Here is a 14,229-nt window from a genome sequence, read left to right as displayed (position 1 = left end):
GGCGACGGCACCGGGGCGGAGGCCGCCGACGACGCCGCCGAGGACTCCGAAGAGGCCGAAGATTCCGAAGACTCCGAGGACGCAGGGGACTTCGCAGACGCAGGGGACGCCGGGGACTTCGGGGACGCGGCCGGAGCTGCGGCGGCCGGGTCCGGGTCCGGAGCCGCAGCGGTCACCCGGCACCCGGCGCCGTCGCGCGAGCCGCCGGTCCGCCCGTGCCGGGAGCGGTGGCCGTGCCCGGTGCGTCCCCGGCGGACGGCGGTCCGGCCGTCTCATCCGTACCGTCCACCGAAGCTGCCGCCGTACCGGCCGCCGAACCTGCCGCCCTACCGTCCACCGAAGGGTCCTCGGCCGTGGCCGCCGCGACCCGTACCGCGAAGCCGTTGAGGACCGCGGTCCCGGACAGCGGATCCAGCAGCGAACCGTCCAGCAGCTGGTTGACGTTGACTCCCGGCTCACCGGCGGCGACCCGCATCCGCGTACCGGGCCGGTCGTGCCCCCAGCCGTGCGGCAGGCTGACGACGCCCGGCCGCACCGCGTCGGTCACCTCGGCCGGTGCGGTCACCTCTCCGCCGTCGCCCGTGATCGTGGCGTCGCGGCCGTCGGCGACGCCGAGCCGTGCCGCGTCGTCGGGGTGGATCTGGAGGGTGCAGCGGTTCGAACCGCCGCGCAGCGCGGGCACGTTGTGCATCCAGCTGTTGTTGGAGCGCAGGTGCCGCCGCCCCACGAGCACCAGCGCGTCCCCTTCCGTGCGCCGCCGCAGCGCCGCCCGCAGCCGTGGCACGTCCGCGCGCACCGGCTCCGGACAGAGCTCGACCGTGCCGGAGCGCGTACGCAGCAGCCCCGGCAGCCGCGGGCGCAGCGGCCCCAGGTCGATGCCGTGCGGACGGTCGAGCAGCATGTCCAGGCTCAGCCCGTCGGGGTCGGCGCCGAAGCCCTCTCCGTACGGGCCGAGCCGCAGCATCATGTCCAGGCGCCGCTCGACGGTGTCCCGTCCGGTCAGCCGCGCGGCGAGCTGCTCCGCGTCCTCGCCGTGCACGGGCGAGTGCGGGTCGGCGACGGCCTTGCCGAGGGTGCGTGCGATGACGGCGTCGTCGACGGTGTGCGCGGGGGCGCCGGGCTTGCCGGCGAGGCACAGCAGCAGCCGCGCGAGGATCTCCGCCTCGCCCGGCTCGTCGTCCTCCGGCTCGACGACGGCACGCGTGTAGCGGACCTGGTTGCGTACGGGCAGCGCGTTGAAGGCGAAGTCGAAGTGCGGGGTACGGCTCGGCCTCGCGGGCGGCAGTACGACGTCGGCGTGGCGGGTGGTCTCGTTGAGATACGGATCGACGCTGACCATGAACTCCAGCCGGGCGAGGGCCTCTTCGAGCCCTTCGCCGTCGGGCGCGGAGAGCACCGGGTTGCCGGCGAGGGTGATCAGCGCCCGTACCCGGCCGTCGCCGGGTGTGGTGATCTCCTCCGCGAGCGCGACGACCGGCAGCTCCGACTTGGCCTCGGGATGGCCGCTGACCCTGGAGTGCCAGCGCCCCAGCGTGAAGCCCTTGCCGGGGGTGCCGCCGGTGGCTCCGGGCCCGGAATTCCCGGTCCCAGAATCCGTCCCGGAATCCCCCGTCCCGGAGGTCCCTGGCCCGGACGCCCCTGAGGCCGCGGCCGGGCGCGGCGCCCGCGCGGTGGCCGACAGCGGGAACATGGAGCCGCCCGGCCGGTCGAGGTTGCCGGTCAGGGCGCTCAGCACGTCGACCAGCCAGTTGGTGAGGGTGCCGAACTCGACGGTGGAGGAGCCGACCCTTCCGTAGACGGCGGCGCTCTCCGCGGACGCCAGCTCGCGCGCAAGGCTGCGGATCTCCTCGGCCGGCACGTCGCAGGCGTCCTCGACGGCCTCCGGGGTGAACTCCCTTGCCAGTTCCGCCACTTCGTCGACGCCGCTGAGGTGCGGCCCGAGCTCGCCGGTGTCGGTGAGCCCTTCGTCGAAGAGCACGTGCACCATCGCCATCAGGAGCAGCGCGTCGCTGCCCGGCCTGATCGCCACGTGCCGGTCGGCGAGCCTCGCCGTACGCGTGCGGCGCGGATCGACCACGGTGAGGCGGCCGCCGCGGCGGCGCAGCCGCTTCAGCCGGCCCGGGAAGTCGGGGACGGTGGCGAGCGAGCCGTTGGACTCGACCGGGTTCGCCCCGAAGATCAGCAGATGGTCCGTGCGGTCGACGTCGGGGACCGGGATGGCCTGCGGATCGCCGTAGAGGAGCCCGCAGGAGACGTGCTTGGGCATCTGGTCGAGGGTGCTGGCCGTGTAGAAGTTGCGGGTGCGCAGGGCGCCGAGGAGCTGCGGCGGGTACAGCGAGCCCGCCATGGTGTGCACGTTGGGATTGCCGAGGTACACGGCGACGGCGTCGCGCTCGCCGTCCGCGAGCACGGCCCCGAGTCCGGCGGCGACCGCCGCGAACGCCTCGTCCCAGCCGGTCTCTCTCAGCTCACCGTCCGCGCCGCGCACCAGCGGGCGCGTCAACCGGTCGGGATCCGAGTCGAGTTCGCCGAACGACGCGCCCTTCGGGCAGACGAATCCGTGGCTGAAGACGTCGTCGCGGTTACCGCGTGCACGGGTGACGCGGCCGGCCTCGACGGTGACCTCCAGGCCGCAGGTCGCCTCGCACAGCGGGCAGATGCGCAGCCTGGTGCTGCTCTGGTCGTGGGGACGGGTGGCGGCGGGGGCGGCTTCGGCGGACGTGCCGGACGTACCGGTCGCGGTCATGGGGCTCCTCGGACCGTGCTGTTGTCACTCCGTGCCACGACTGTAGGCCCTGCGGACGGCAGTTCACCCGCGGGAGCCGGGGAACGTGACGGGGGTTACGGACGGGAGTTGCGGACGGGTTACGGGAGCGGGTTGCGGGGCCGGGGTTGCGGGCGGGGGTCACATGCGGGCGTCACGGGCCGGCCGGGTCCGCGCGCGCTCCTCCTCCGCCCGTGCACGGGAGACGCCCCGCCGCCGTTCACGCCTCATTGACGCCCGTACCCCGCATTCCTATGGTCAAGTACAGGAATTCAGGGGGACCATGAGCGGCAGGAGACCCGATGACCAACGGCAGCGGCAGCGGCAACGGCAACGGCAGCGGCGCCGGAGCCGGCACCGGAAGCGGTACGGCGGCCCGGGAGCAGGCGCGCAAGACGGCGGAAGGACTCGTCTACCTCTCCGGCTTCGGCAACCAGCACAGCAGTGAGGCCGTCCCCGGAGCGCTGCCCACGGGACGCAACTCCCCGCAGCGCGCCCCGCTGGGCCTGTACGCGGAGCAGCTGAGCGGCACGGCCTTCACCGAGCCCCGCGCGCACAACCGCAGGTCGTGGCTCTACCGCGTCCGCCCCTCGGCCGCGCATCCCCGTTTCGCACGCACCCGCAACGGAGGTCTGCGCAGCGCGCCCTTCACCGAGGCCGAGCCCGACCCGAACCGGCTGCGCTGGAACCCGCTGCCCGACCCGCCGCCCGGCACCGACTTCGTCGGCGGGCTGTGGACCCTCGGCGGCAACGGCGACGCGGCACAGCGCTCCGGCATGGCCGTACACCTCTACGCCGCCGACACCTCCATGACGGACCGCGTCTTCTGCGACTCCGACGGCGAGCTGCTGATCGTCCCGGAGCGCGGCGGGCTGCTGCTGCGCACCGAGTTCGGGCTGCTGAGGGCCGAGCCCGGGCACGTCGCGCTGATTCCGCGGGGCGTGCGCTTCCGTGCCGTACTGCTGGAGGAGACCGCTCGCGGCTATGTCTGCGAGAACTACGGACAGCCCTTCAGGCTCCCGGAGTTGGGCCCGATCGGTGCCAACGGCCTCGCGAACCCACGGGACTTCATGGCGCCGGTCGCCGCGTACGAGGAGGAGGGCGTTCTGGACGGTCCCGTGGAGGTGGTCAACAAGTTCTGCGGCAACCTCTGGGCGGCCCGCTACGACCACTCGCCGCTGGACGTCGTCGCCTGGCACGGCAACCACGTCCCGTACGTCTACGACCTCGCCCGCTTCAACGTCATCGGCAGCATCAGCTACGACCACCCCGACCCGTCGGTCTTCACCGTGCTCACCTCGCCGTCCGACACCCCGGGCCTGGCCGGCGTCGACTTCGTGGTCTTCGCGCCGCGCTGGCTCGTGGGCGAGGACACCTTCCGGCCCCCGTACTTCCACCGGAACGTGATGAGCGAGTACATGGGCCTGATCGAGGGCGCCTACGACGCCAAGGCGGAGGGCTTCGTGCCGGGCGGCGGCTCCCTGCACAACATGATGTCCGCGCACGGACCCGACCGGGAGACCTTCGACCGGGCCAGCTCCGCGGAGCTGAGGCCGCAGAAGATCGACGACGGTACGGCCTTCATGTTCGAGACGCGCTGGCCCGTGATCCCCACCGCACAGGCCCTTCAGGCCGCCCATCTCCAGTCCGGCTACGACGACGTGTGGCAGGGTCTCCAGCGCAACTTCCGCCCGTAGGGGGTGCCGTGTCCGTCTTCGCTCCCGACTCGCTGGAGCTCAACCGCAAGCTGCCGCTGTGGTATCAGGTCTCGCAGTCGCTGCGGGCCTCGATACTGGGGCGCACCCCGCAGGCCCCGCTGCGGCTGCCGACCGAGGAACGCCTCGCCGAGCACTACGGCGTGAGCGTGCTGACCATGCGGCAGGCCCTGAAGGAGCTGGAGACGGAGGGGCTGATCTCCCGGCACCGGCGGCGCGGCACCTTCATCGAGCCCGAGGCTCGCAGGACCAGGCCGGTCCGGCTGCTGGGCTCGGTGGACACGATCGTGGCCCAGCAGTCCGGCGACGCCACGACGCTGCTGGAACACGGGCCGGCGGCGCTGCCGCCGGAGCTGGCCGAGCACTTCGCCGGCGTCTCGGAGGCCACGGCGTACCGGCGGCTGCGCCGCGACCCGGACACCGGCGAGGCGACCAACTGGGCGGAGAACTACATCCATCCACGCGTCGCACCGCACATCGACCCCGCCGACCTGGAGCGCGGCTGGCCGATGACGAAGGTGCTGCGCGACGGGGTGGGCGTGCGCATCAGCCGGATCACCGACACCCTGGAGGCCCGGCTGGCCGACCCGGAGACCGCGAAGCTGCTGGACGTGCCGCTGCTCAGCCCGATCCTGCATTACACGGGTGTGACGTATGACGAGGACGGGCAGGTGGTGGACGTCGCCCTGATCCACTACCGCGGCGACCGCTTCTCCTTCTCCGTGACCCTCCAGGCGCACTGACGAGGGACCGGGGGCCGGTGCGCTGAGCGACCGGGGGCCGGTGCGCTGAGCGACCGGGGGCCGGTGCGCTGAGCGGCCGGGGGCAGATGCGCTGAGGGAGGGCGGCAGTCCGCGGCCCGGCGCGCATCGACGCACCGGGACGCACGGGACGCACCGGAACGCACGGAAGGAGCCCCGCACATGGCGGGCACCGACGCCGCATACCAGGCAGAGGAGGGCGGTCCGCTCGACGTCGACCGCGCCTTCTACGACAGGGTCGCTGCGCACGGTGGCCGCGAACCGGTGGACTCCTTCACCGTGCCGGTGCGTTCGGGCCGCGCCTGGGAGGTGCCGGCGGGGCACCTGTGCCGCCTGATCACGGTGGAGGGACCCCAGGTCGGCGACCTGAACGTATGGAACCGGCACGACCCGCGCGAGCGCCTGTGGGCCTCCCGCACAAGGCAGTTGCAGCGCGCGCATGTGAGCACCTACGACCGGCTGTGGTCGACGCTGCCGTTCCTGCGGCCGCTGCTGACGGTCACCGGCGACACCCTCGCCGGGTACGGGCCGGACGCGGAGGGCGGCAGGGTCCACGACCTGCTGGGCACGCGGTGCGATCCGTACGTCAACCGCATGCTGACCGGCGAGGACTTCGACCACCACTGCCACTCGAACCTGGTGCGGGCCGTACTGCCGTACGGGCTCACGGAGTTCGACGTACACGATGTGCTGAACGTCTTCCAGTGCACCGGACTGAACGAGCACGACCAGTACTTCATGAAGGACTGCCCCGCGCGGCCCGGCGACCACTTCGAGTTCTTCGCCGAACAGGACCTGCTGTGCGCGCTGTCCACGTGCCCCGGCGGCGATCTGTCCGTGCCGATGTGGGGGCCGGGTTCCGGGGTGGACCCGGTGGAGTTCTGCCACCCGATCGGGGTGGAGGTCCACCGCGTCGATCCCGCGCTGCTGACGGACTGGACGCCGCCCGAGCGGGCCGCGTACGGCGGACTGCACGGCATTACGCGCCCTGACTGGCGCCACGGTCCCGCTCGTAGCATCGAACCGTGAGCGACGACGGACCCCGCACCGACACCGGCACCGGCACCGGAGCCGGAGCCGGAGCGCCCACAGGCACGGGTACGGGCACCGGCACCCGCGCCGAGGACGCACTCGCGTCCGGCGCGCCCCTGCTCGACGAGGTGATGCCCTGGTCCGTCGCGCCGCTGCGCCCGGGACGCGCATGGGTCCTCGCGCCGGACGCCGCCACGCTGCGCGCCCGTTGGAACGCCCTGATCCGCGCCGGGCGCGAGGCGGAGCGCGAGGCGCTGTTCGGGCCCAGCCGCTCCCGCACGCTGCACAGCGCCGTCGCACCGCTGCCGGGGATGCCCGCGCACGAGGGGCGGCTGGTACGGGAGCACGGCCGCTGCCCGGAGCCGGTGCCGGTCCTGCACGGCCCGTTCGACCAGCAGTGGCTCATCCCCGACCACCGGCTCATCGATGCCGCTCGTCCGCAGCTGTGGCGGGTGAGCGACGGGCACCAGACGCATCTGGTGGAGACGGCACACGACCACAGGCATCCCGGGCCGCTGTTCACCTTCACCGCGCTGCTGCCCGACGGTCATACGCCCGCGGGCCGTCCGGGGCGCATACGGCCGCTGCACAGGCGGCCCGGCGGCCGCGAACCCAACGTCCTCCCGGGCCTGTTGGAGCTTCTCACCGGGCGGCTGGACACGCCGGTCACGGCGGGGGACCTGCTGGCCTGGACTGCCGCCGCCGCCCGTCCCGGGCCCGGTGGCCGCGTGGTGCCGCTGACCGCGGACCCGGAGCTGTGGCGGCGCGGTGTGGCGCTCGGCCGTCGCGTGATCCGGCTGCATACGCGGGGCGCGCGCTGCGCTGATGCGGAGAACGACGCAGCGGACCGGGCGGCGGACGGCGCGGGATCCGGCGAGGACGGCGTCGACGGCGCGCGGCCCCGGCTGCCGGGCGGCCACCGTCCGTACGTACGGGCGCCGTTGCCCGCCCCCACGGCCCCGGAAGCCGGTGAGCGCGGCTACGACGACGAGGAGCGCTCGCTGCACATCGGGGACGGGCGGATCGCCCCGGTGGCGCCGGCGGCCTGGGAGTACGAGGCGGGCGGCGTCCGCGTGCTGGAGGACTGGTTCGCGCAGCGGACGGCGGCTCCCGCTCCGGGAGGGACGCTGGCCGCCGTACGTCCCCGCAGCTGGCCGCAGGAGTGGACCTCGGAGCTGCTGGAACTGATCACGGTGCTCACGCTGCTGGACGAACTGCGCCCGGAGCAGCGGGACTTGGCGCGGGATCTGGACAAGGCCGGGGCCGCCGGGGCCGGTTCGGCGGGCGCCGGCGCCGTGATCGGGCGGGCGGACCTCGGCCGAGCGGGGCTGCTGCCCGTGCCCGCGGCGGCCCGGCGCCCGGCGTCGGTCCTCGACGTGCCGGAAGAGGGACCGGACGGCCAACTGGCGCTGCTCTGAGGGGAGTCCGGTCTGAGGAGAGTCCGGTCTGAGGAGAGTCCGGTCTGAGGGTCTGCGGGGCTGAAGGGGCGGGTCCGAGAGGGGTCGGGCAGGCCTCGGCCTTCAAGCGGGCCGCACGCCGCACACATCACTCGTCACATGCCGCAAGACGCACACAAGGGGCGGCGGCCGGATCACCGGCCACCGCCCCGAGGTGCAGGGTTGGGGTCTCCCCCGGACCGAGGGCCCGGGGTTTGGGGTCTCCCCCGGGCCGAAGGCCCCGGGGAACTGCGGAGGAAGCTCAGCCGCGACCGCCGAAAAGTGTGCGGCGCAGTTTGCGCAACGGCGCGAACAGCGAGACGCGTGCGCCCCGGACTCCCGTCCGGTGCCGCCCCGCATCTCGCCGGGTGATCTCGCGCATCAGCGAAGTCGCCTCTTCCGTCTCACCCTGCGGCACGGCGGGGCCGGCGAGCACAGCCAGATGCCGGTCCAGACGCGAACTCGTCGCGCCTGTACCGCATTTGATCGCAGGCACTCGTGCCCTGCCGCTCACTGTTATCTGTTCCATGACACTCCCCACCCGTACGAGGGCACGAGGCCCGGGCACAGCAACCCTAACGCCCGACTGCTCCACCCGTGTATCCCGGTCACAGGATTCACCTGCCCCACAGGCGCGTTGACGAACATTCCAGACGTCCTGTGATACCCGCCCGTGTCCTTCCGGGCGGGGCCGAAACGTGCGTGCACCGCGGCCCCCGATGCCGGATCATGTGACCCATGTCCGCACAGGCCCGCAGGCCGGCCACCGACGACAGGAGCGAGATTCTGACCTCTCCGACCCCGCCCGAGCGCGCGATCGCCCCCTATCTGACCATCGACGACTCCGATTCGCCGTCCGACGTCATCGACGCGCTCTTCCTCGGGCGCTTCACCAACGGGGAGCAGCCCTACTCGCGCAGCCACTCCGTGGACCGCGTCAAGAAGGGCCGCACCCTGCTGCCTTCGGGCGCCACGGTGCTGCGCGAGGCGCAGGCCGACGGCCGCAGCACGGTACTCGCGGAGGGCGAGGGCTGGACGGTGCTGGTCTCGCGCTGGACGCACGGCGCGGACGTCACGGTGACGGCGGTCAGCGGCGAACTCGCCCGGAAGCGGCTGGAGGAGGCCGTGCACGGCGCGGAGGACGAGCCGGAGCCGCAGTCGGACAAGGTCTCCATGGGCTTCTGGTATCACTCGCCGATGCGCGGCCCGCGCCGCACCACCCGTTCCATCACCGCCGGTTCGTGGCAGGAGGTACGCCAGAACTACACGGGGCGGGTCGCCGACGCCATGGACGGGCTGATGAAGGTCACACCGGACGAGATCTCGGGGCGGCTGCTGCTCCTGCACGGTCCTCCCGGCACCGGCAAGACCTCCGCGCTGCGCACGCTGGCCCGTTCGTGGCGCGAGTGGTGCCAGGTGGACTGCGTGCTCGATCCGGAGCATCTGTTCAACAACATCGGCTATCTGATGGACATCGCCATCGGTGCCGACGACAGCGACTCCGACGAGCAGCGCTGGCGGCTCCTTCTCCTGGAGGACTGCGACGAGTTGATCCGGGGCGAGGCCAAGCACGCGGCGGGGCAGGCGCTTTCGCGGCTGCTCAATCTGACGGACGGTCTGCTGGGCCAGGGCCGCAATGTGCTGGTGGGCGTCACCACCAACGAGGACCTGGAGCGGCTGCATCCCGCGGTCGTACGGCCCGGCCGCTGTCTGGCCCGTATCGAGGTCGGCGCGCTCAGCCGCACCGAGGCGGTCAACTGGCTCGGCACGGAGGAGGGCGTCGGCCGTGAAGGGGCCACGCTGGCCGAGCTGTTCGCGCTCCGCAAGGGCGCCTCGCCGGCTTCGCTTCCCGCCCTGGGCAACCGTGAGGGATCAGGCCTGTATCTGTGAGGCGCGTGCCCTGATAAACAGTCGAGCGAGGCGCTCCGTGGTGCCAGAATCTCGGCCATGGTCGCCGATGTCGCCGAACTCGCCGAGCGCGCCGCAAGCGGTGAGCGCTTCAAGTACCTCTACTTCTGGGGCCATCGGCCCAGGCGGGACGGCAGCATCGGCAAGAGCTGCCTCAGCCAGTGGTGGCCCGCGCCCTTCGAGGCGGAGGGAGTCGAGTACGCCACGGCGGAGCACTGGATGATGGCCCGTAAGGCCCGGCTCTTCGGTGACGCGGAGGCGGAGCGCCGCGCCGTCGAGGCCCGCCACCCGCGGCAGGCGAAGGCCGCGGGACGCGCGGTGCGGGGCTTCGACGCGGGCGTGTGGGAGCGCGAGCGGTTCGCCATCGTCGTCGAGGGCAGTCTGCGGAAGTTCGGGCAGTACGGCGAGCTGCGGGAGTTCCTGCTCGGCACCAACAGCCGGGTGCTGGTGGAGACGAGCCCGCTGGACCGGGTGTGGGGCATCGGCCTGGACGCCGACGACGAGCGGGTGCGCGATCCGTCGCAGTGGCGGGGGCAGAACCTGCTGGGCTTCGCGCTGATGGAGGCCCGCACACGGCTGCTGACCCGTACGGGCACGCCGATCTGAGTACGGCGCAAGTGCAGTTCGGGTGCAGGCGGTCAGCTCTCCGTGGGGGGCCGGGTACGGGGGTTCCGCCGGGGACCAGCGGGACCGGGCACGGCACGCACCGCACGCCGTCGCTACCCGTCGCTTACGCCGGTCACCCGTAGACGGCCCGCAGCGCGTCCCCGACCGCGGCGAGCGCCGCGTCCCGGTCCAGGCCGAGCCGCCGGGCCCGCTGCGCATAGGTCTGCGCGGCGGCGGAGATCTCACGGGCCGCCGCGTCGCCCGCCGCCGCGACGAACGTGCCGTGGCGTCCCCTGGTCTCGATGACGCCGTCCGACTCCAGCGCCCTGTAGGCCTTGGCCACGGTGTTGGCGGCCAGGCCCAGTTCCTCGGCCAGTCCGCGCACCGTCGGCAGCTTGTACCCCGTGGGCAGACCCCCGCCTCGCGCCTGCTCGGCGATCTGGGCACGCAGCTGCTCGTACGGTGCGTCCGGCGCGGCAGGGTCGATGGTGATCTGCAACGACACGTGGTCTCCGGTCTGTTCGCGGTCTGCTGACGCCCGCCGATTCTCCCTCAGGCAGCGGTGATCCGGCAGCGGCGCCCCGACGGCCACATGGCCCGGTCCGGTCGACGGCCGGCGAACGGCCCGGCGAACCCGCCCGGCGAAACAGCTCGACGAACCGGCCCCGTGAACCAGCCCCGTGAACCGGCTCAGAGCGCCGAGCGGTTACCGGTGTCGACGGGCCGGGTGGCGGAGGCACCCTCGCGCGCGTGCGGCTGCACCTGCTGGGAGGTGAGCGCGTAGCCGGTGCCGCCGTCGGTCGTGGAACGGGCGAAGATCACTCCGAGCACCTTGCCGTCCTTCGTCAGCAGCGGGCCGCCGGAGTTGCCGGGCCGGACCGTGGAGCGTATGGCGTAGATGTCCCGGGTGCTGAGGTTGTCGCCGTAGATGTCCTGACCTCTCGCCTGCACCCGCTGGGCCACCGCGGCGGCACGCAGATCGAGGCTCCCGTTCTCGGGATATCCGGCCACGACGCCGGGCGCACCGCGTGGTGCGTTGCCCGCGAACTCCAGGGACGGCGCCCGGAGTCCGGGCACGGCGAGCACGGCGACGTCGGTCTTCGAGTCGAAGACGACGACCTTCGCCTCGTAGCGCGGGCCGACGCCCCCGACGCGTACGGTCGGCTGGTCGACGCCCGCGACGACGTGCGCGTTCGTCATCACATGCTGTTTCGCGAAGACGAAGCCGCTGCCCTCCTGGCCGCGTGCGCTTCCGTCGACCTCGGCCACGCCCTCGACCTTGACGGTGCTGCGCTTCGCGGCCTGGGTCGCGGCCGGGGTGACGGAATCGCCGGACGGCTTGGCGACTTCGGTGCCCGGCTCGTGCTCGAACGGGTTGAAGACCGGGGGGAATCCGGCCGTGGTGAGCGCGCCCGTCGCGTCGTTGAACCAGGTGGCGGCCTGGTCCGGCATGCGGTCCTGGACGGTGCCGAGCACCTGGGAGCCGCGGATGGCCTGGTTGAGCGCCGGTGACGGCGACACGGACAGCGCGCTCGCGGCGACCCAGCCGACCACCAGCACGGCTATCGCGTTGACGACCACTCCGCCCACGCCGTCCGCCCAGCGCACCGGGGTCCAGCTCAGCGCGTCCCGCAGCCGCCAGCCGAGCGGAGCGGCCACGGCCTGACCGAGCGCCGCGGGCACGAGCACCGTGAGCAGCGCCACGACGGTCGCCTCCGTGGTGCCGGGCGGCACCTTCTCCAGTACGAACGGCAGGGCCCACACGCCGACGACGACTCCGCCCACGAAGCCGGCGAGGGAGACGAACCCCGCGACGAGACCACGCTGATAGCCGGAAACGGAGAAGACCACCACTGCGAGCAGCAACAGCACATCCAGCAGGTTCACCGCACACCCCTTCTCGCCCCACGCGGGTTACTCATCGTGCTCACGTTGCGGCCCTGTCCTCCCGATTGTGCCTTGACGCTCCTGCGCGTCCGCCACCCGGTCGCGAAACACACGCGAAACCAAGCGGGGTTGGTTCCCTATCACACTCAACGGACCTGCGGCTCACCGGCTTCTGCACCCTTCCCCCGGCCTTCTACCGGAATGCCCGGATGTTCGGCTCCTGTCGCCCTCGTCCCGCGGACGCCCCACCGGTCGGCTATCGTCGACGGCGAGGTAGTTCGAATTTTAACCAATCATCCGGTAGCGGAGAGTGAGGCGATCATGGCCACGGGTACCACCGGGACGAGCACCCGGGCCGCGCCGGGCGCCGGCGCCGCGCAGGACCGCATGCCGGTGCTCTACCTCAGCCACGGCGCGCCGCCGCTGGCCGACGACGAAGTGTGGCCCGGCCAACTGGCCGCCTGGAGCGCGCGGTTGCCGCGGCCGAAGGCGATCCTGATCGTCTCGGCGCACTGGGAGTCGGCCCCGGTCACCCTCTCCGCTACGCGGACGGTGCCGCTCGTCCACGACTTCTGGGGGTTCCCCGAGCGCTACTTCCGGGTCCGGTATCCGGCGCCGGGCGCGCCCGTGCTGGCGGAGCGCGTACGGAAACTGCTCTCCGGGCCCGGTGAGCAGGTACACGACGCACCGGAGCGCGGCCTCGACCACGGGGCGTACGTACCGCTCGTGGAGATGTATCCCGACGCCGACGTGCCCGTCCTCCAGATGTCGATGCCCACCCTCGAACCGGAGGAGCTGCTGCGGCTGGGCCGCAGGCTCGCTCCCCTGCGCGACGAGGGCTGCCTCATCGTCGGCAGCGGCTTCTTCACCCACAATCTGAGTGAGCTGCGGTGGGGTGCCGGCGTGGACGAAGCCCCCGGCTGGTCAAGGGAGTTCGACGCCTGGGGCCAGGAGGCGCTGGAGCGCGGCGACATCGACGCCCTGCTCGACTTCGAGCACAAGTCGCCCGCGGGACGCCGCGCCCACCCGCGGACCGAGCACTTCGCCCCGCTCTTCGTCACGCTCGGCGCGGGCGAGCAGGAACTGGCGGGGCAGCGCACCGTCATCGACGGCTTCTGGGCCGGGCTGGCCAAGCGGTCCGTGCAGCTGGGCGGTTGACGCGTCGACGCCGAAGGCCGGACGGCCGCGCCCTGGCCCGGCCGTCCGCCGGCGGCGCGGGGCGCGGGCCCGCCGGGGCGGGCGAAGTCCCGGGCGCCGTAAGGCCATTGAGCCGTACGGCGCCTCCGGCCCGCCGTCCGGGATCCGTCTCATACGGATCAGGTCCGGAACCCGTCTCATGCGGGATCAGCGCGGCGCCGCCCACGTGTGCGCGACGTCGACGACCAGCCGGTCGCCCAGTGCGAGCACCCGGAACGGCAGCCGGGCCCGGACTCCGAGACCCAGCTGGGTCGTCCCCTCGTAGCTCGCGCCGAAGCGGGCGTCGCGGAAGGTCTTGTATCCCTTGAGGTCGACGCCCGGCAGCGGCTCGCCGCCGCGGCCCGGGTACGTCGGCTCGAAGGTGCCGGGGTCGTAGGCCGGTGCGTCGGCGACGACCTCCAGCACCGCTCCCCCGCCGACCTCGACCGGACGTCCCGAGCCGTCCTGATGGAGCCTGTCGACGTAACGGACCCGGTAGCCCGGGGAGTTCGCGGACGCCCCCGGGCGTACGTCGAGGACCAGGCGGTCGTAGCAGTCGTGGCGTCCCGTACGCACATCGGTGAGCGACCGGCCTCCCGCCCCCTCGCCGGTCTTCGGCATGCTCCCCCAGCCGGCTCCGCAGCCCGCGGACGCGGTGGCGGACGAAGTGGCGGACCCGGCGGCGGACGAGGTGGACGCGGCAGCCGACTCGGACGACACGGACGAGGCGAGCGCGGTCTCTCCGGCTCCTCCGGCTCTTCCGGCTCCGGCGGCGCCCGCCCACGCGGCGGTCAGCAGCCCCGCGCCGGTGAGCGCGGCGACGGCGAGCAGCCTGGTGTTTCGCATCGTAGACCCCCTTTTGTGGTGCATTCGCTGTGGCAAGTGACCGGACCCACGAAACCATGCCGCAGTCGTACGCACACGGGCACAACTGGCAAGCCATA

The 14,229-nt window shown here is 72.9% G+C and carries 12 protein-coding genes; 7 read left to right on the top strand and 5 right to left on the bottom strand.

Annotated features, from left to right (window positions below):
* Positions 1–172: 172 nt before the first annotated feature.
* Entirely contained in the window at positions 173–2,746 is a 2,574-nt protein-coding gene (locus HCC61_RS28175; protein ID WP_169140288.1) for a molybdopterin oxidoreductase family protein, read from the bottom strand.
* A 320-nt stretch (positions 2,747–3,066) separates the two neighbouring features.
* On the opposite strand from HCC61_RS28175, the gene hmgA reads away from it, so the two are divergent.
* The 4 genes from hmgA (at position 3,067) to HCC61_RS28155 (ending at position 7,690) form a co-directional block, all read left to right on the top strand.
* Positions 3,067–4,461: a homogentisate 1,2-dioxygenase gene (gene hmgA, locus HCC61_RS28170; protein ID WP_169140286.1), complete on the top strand. Its 1,395-nt coding sequence runs from the start codon at positions 3,067–3,069 to the stop codon at positions 4,459–4,461.
* A gap of 8 nt (positions 4,462–4,469) precedes the next feature.
* Complete coding sequence (locus HCC61_RS28165; RefSeq protein WP_169140284.1) at positions 4,470–5,222, top strand: GntR family transcriptional regulator; 753 nt, start codon at positions 4,470–4,472, stop codon at positions 5,220–5,222.
* Positions 5,223–5,402: 180 nt separating this feature from the next.
* Positions 5,403–6,269, top strand: a complete 867-nt coding sequence (locus HCC61_RS28160) for a DUF1989 domain-containing protein (protein ID WP_169140282.1) — start codon at positions 5,403–5,405, stop codon at positions 6,267–6,269.
* Positions 6,270–6,403: 134 nt separating this feature from the next.
* Positions 6,404–7,690, top strand: coding sequence for a type ISP restriction/modification enzyme (locus HCC61_RS28155; protein WP_169140359.1), 1,287 nt, complete (start codon positions 6,404–6,406; stop codon positions 7,688–7,690).
* A gap of 280 nt (positions 7,691–7,970) precedes the next feature.
* On the opposite strand, the gene HCC61_RS31055 is transcribed toward HCC61_RS28155, so the two are convergent.
* Positions 7,971–8,237 (bottom strand): hypothetical protein, encoded by a 267-nt coding sequence (locus HCC61_RS31055; RefSeq protein ID WP_169140280.1) that lies wholly within the window; start codon positions 8,235–8,237, stop codon positions 7,971–7,973.
* Between the two features lie 209 nt (positions 8,238–8,446).
* Between HCC61_RS31055 and HCC61_RS28145 the strand changes: the two genes are divergently transcribed.
* Together HCC61_RS28145 and HCC61_RS28140 are read left to right on the top strand one after the other, a co-directional pair.
* Positions 8,447–9,598, top strand: a complete 1,152-nt coding sequence (locus tag HCC61_RS28145) for a DUF5925 domain-containing protein (RefSeq protein ID WP_169140278.1) — start codon at positions 8,447–8,449, stop codon at positions 9,596–9,598.
* Positions 9,599–9,655: 57 nt separating this feature from the next.
* Positions 9,656–10,222 (top strand): NADAR family protein, encoded by a 567-nt coding sequence (locus HCC61_RS28140; protein ID WP_169140276.1) that lies wholly within the window; start codon positions 9,656–9,658, stop codon positions 10,220–10,222.
* A gap of 133 nt (positions 10,223–10,355) precedes the next feature.
* Here HCC61_RS28140 and HCC61_RS28135 read toward each other — a convergent pair whose 3' ends face one another.
* Both HCC61_RS28135 and HCC61_RS28130 read right to left on the bottom strand, forming a co-directional pair.
* On the bottom strand, positions 10,356–10,727 hold the full coding sequence (locus HCC61_RS28135; protein ID WP_169140274.1) for a GntR family transcriptional regulator: 372 nt from the start codon (positions 10,725–10,727) through the stop codon (positions 10,356–10,358).
* A 185-nt stretch (positions 10,728–10,912) separates the two neighbouring features.
* Positions 10,913–12,109 carry a MarP family serine protease gene (locus tag HCC61_RS28130; protein ID WP_169140272.1) on the bottom strand — a complete coding sequence of 399 codons (1,197 nt, stop codon included), beginning with the start codon at positions 12,107–12,109 and terminating at the stop codon, positions 10,913–10,915.
* 387 nt (positions 12,110–12,496) lie between these two features.
* Here HCC61_RS28130 and HCC61_RS28125 point away from each other — a divergent pair, with 387 nt between their 5' ends.
* Positions 12,497–13,267: a dioxygenase gene (locus HCC61_RS28125; RefSeq protein ID WP_240969368.1), complete on the top strand. Its 771-nt coding sequence runs from the start codon at positions 12,497–12,499 to the stop codon at positions 13,265–13,267.
* A gap of 186 nt (positions 13,268–13,453) precedes the next feature.
* Here HCC61_RS28125 and HCC61_RS28120 read toward each other — a convergent pair whose 3' ends face one another.
* Positions 13,454–14,131, bottom strand: coding sequence for a hypothetical protein (locus tag HCC61_RS28120; protein WP_240969360.1), 678 nt, complete (start codon positions 14,129–14,131; stop codon positions 13,454–13,456).
* Positions 14,132–14,229 lie beyond the last annotated feature (98 nt).

It is taken from the genome of Streptomyces sp. HNM0575 (assembly GCF_012726265.1).
Lineage (GTDB): Bacteria > Actinomycetota > Actinomycetes > Streptomycetales > Streptomycetaceae > Streptomyces.
The sequence above is the reverse complement of the archived record's forward strand: the minus strand, read 5'-3'. Positions and strand labels throughout refer to the sequence as shown.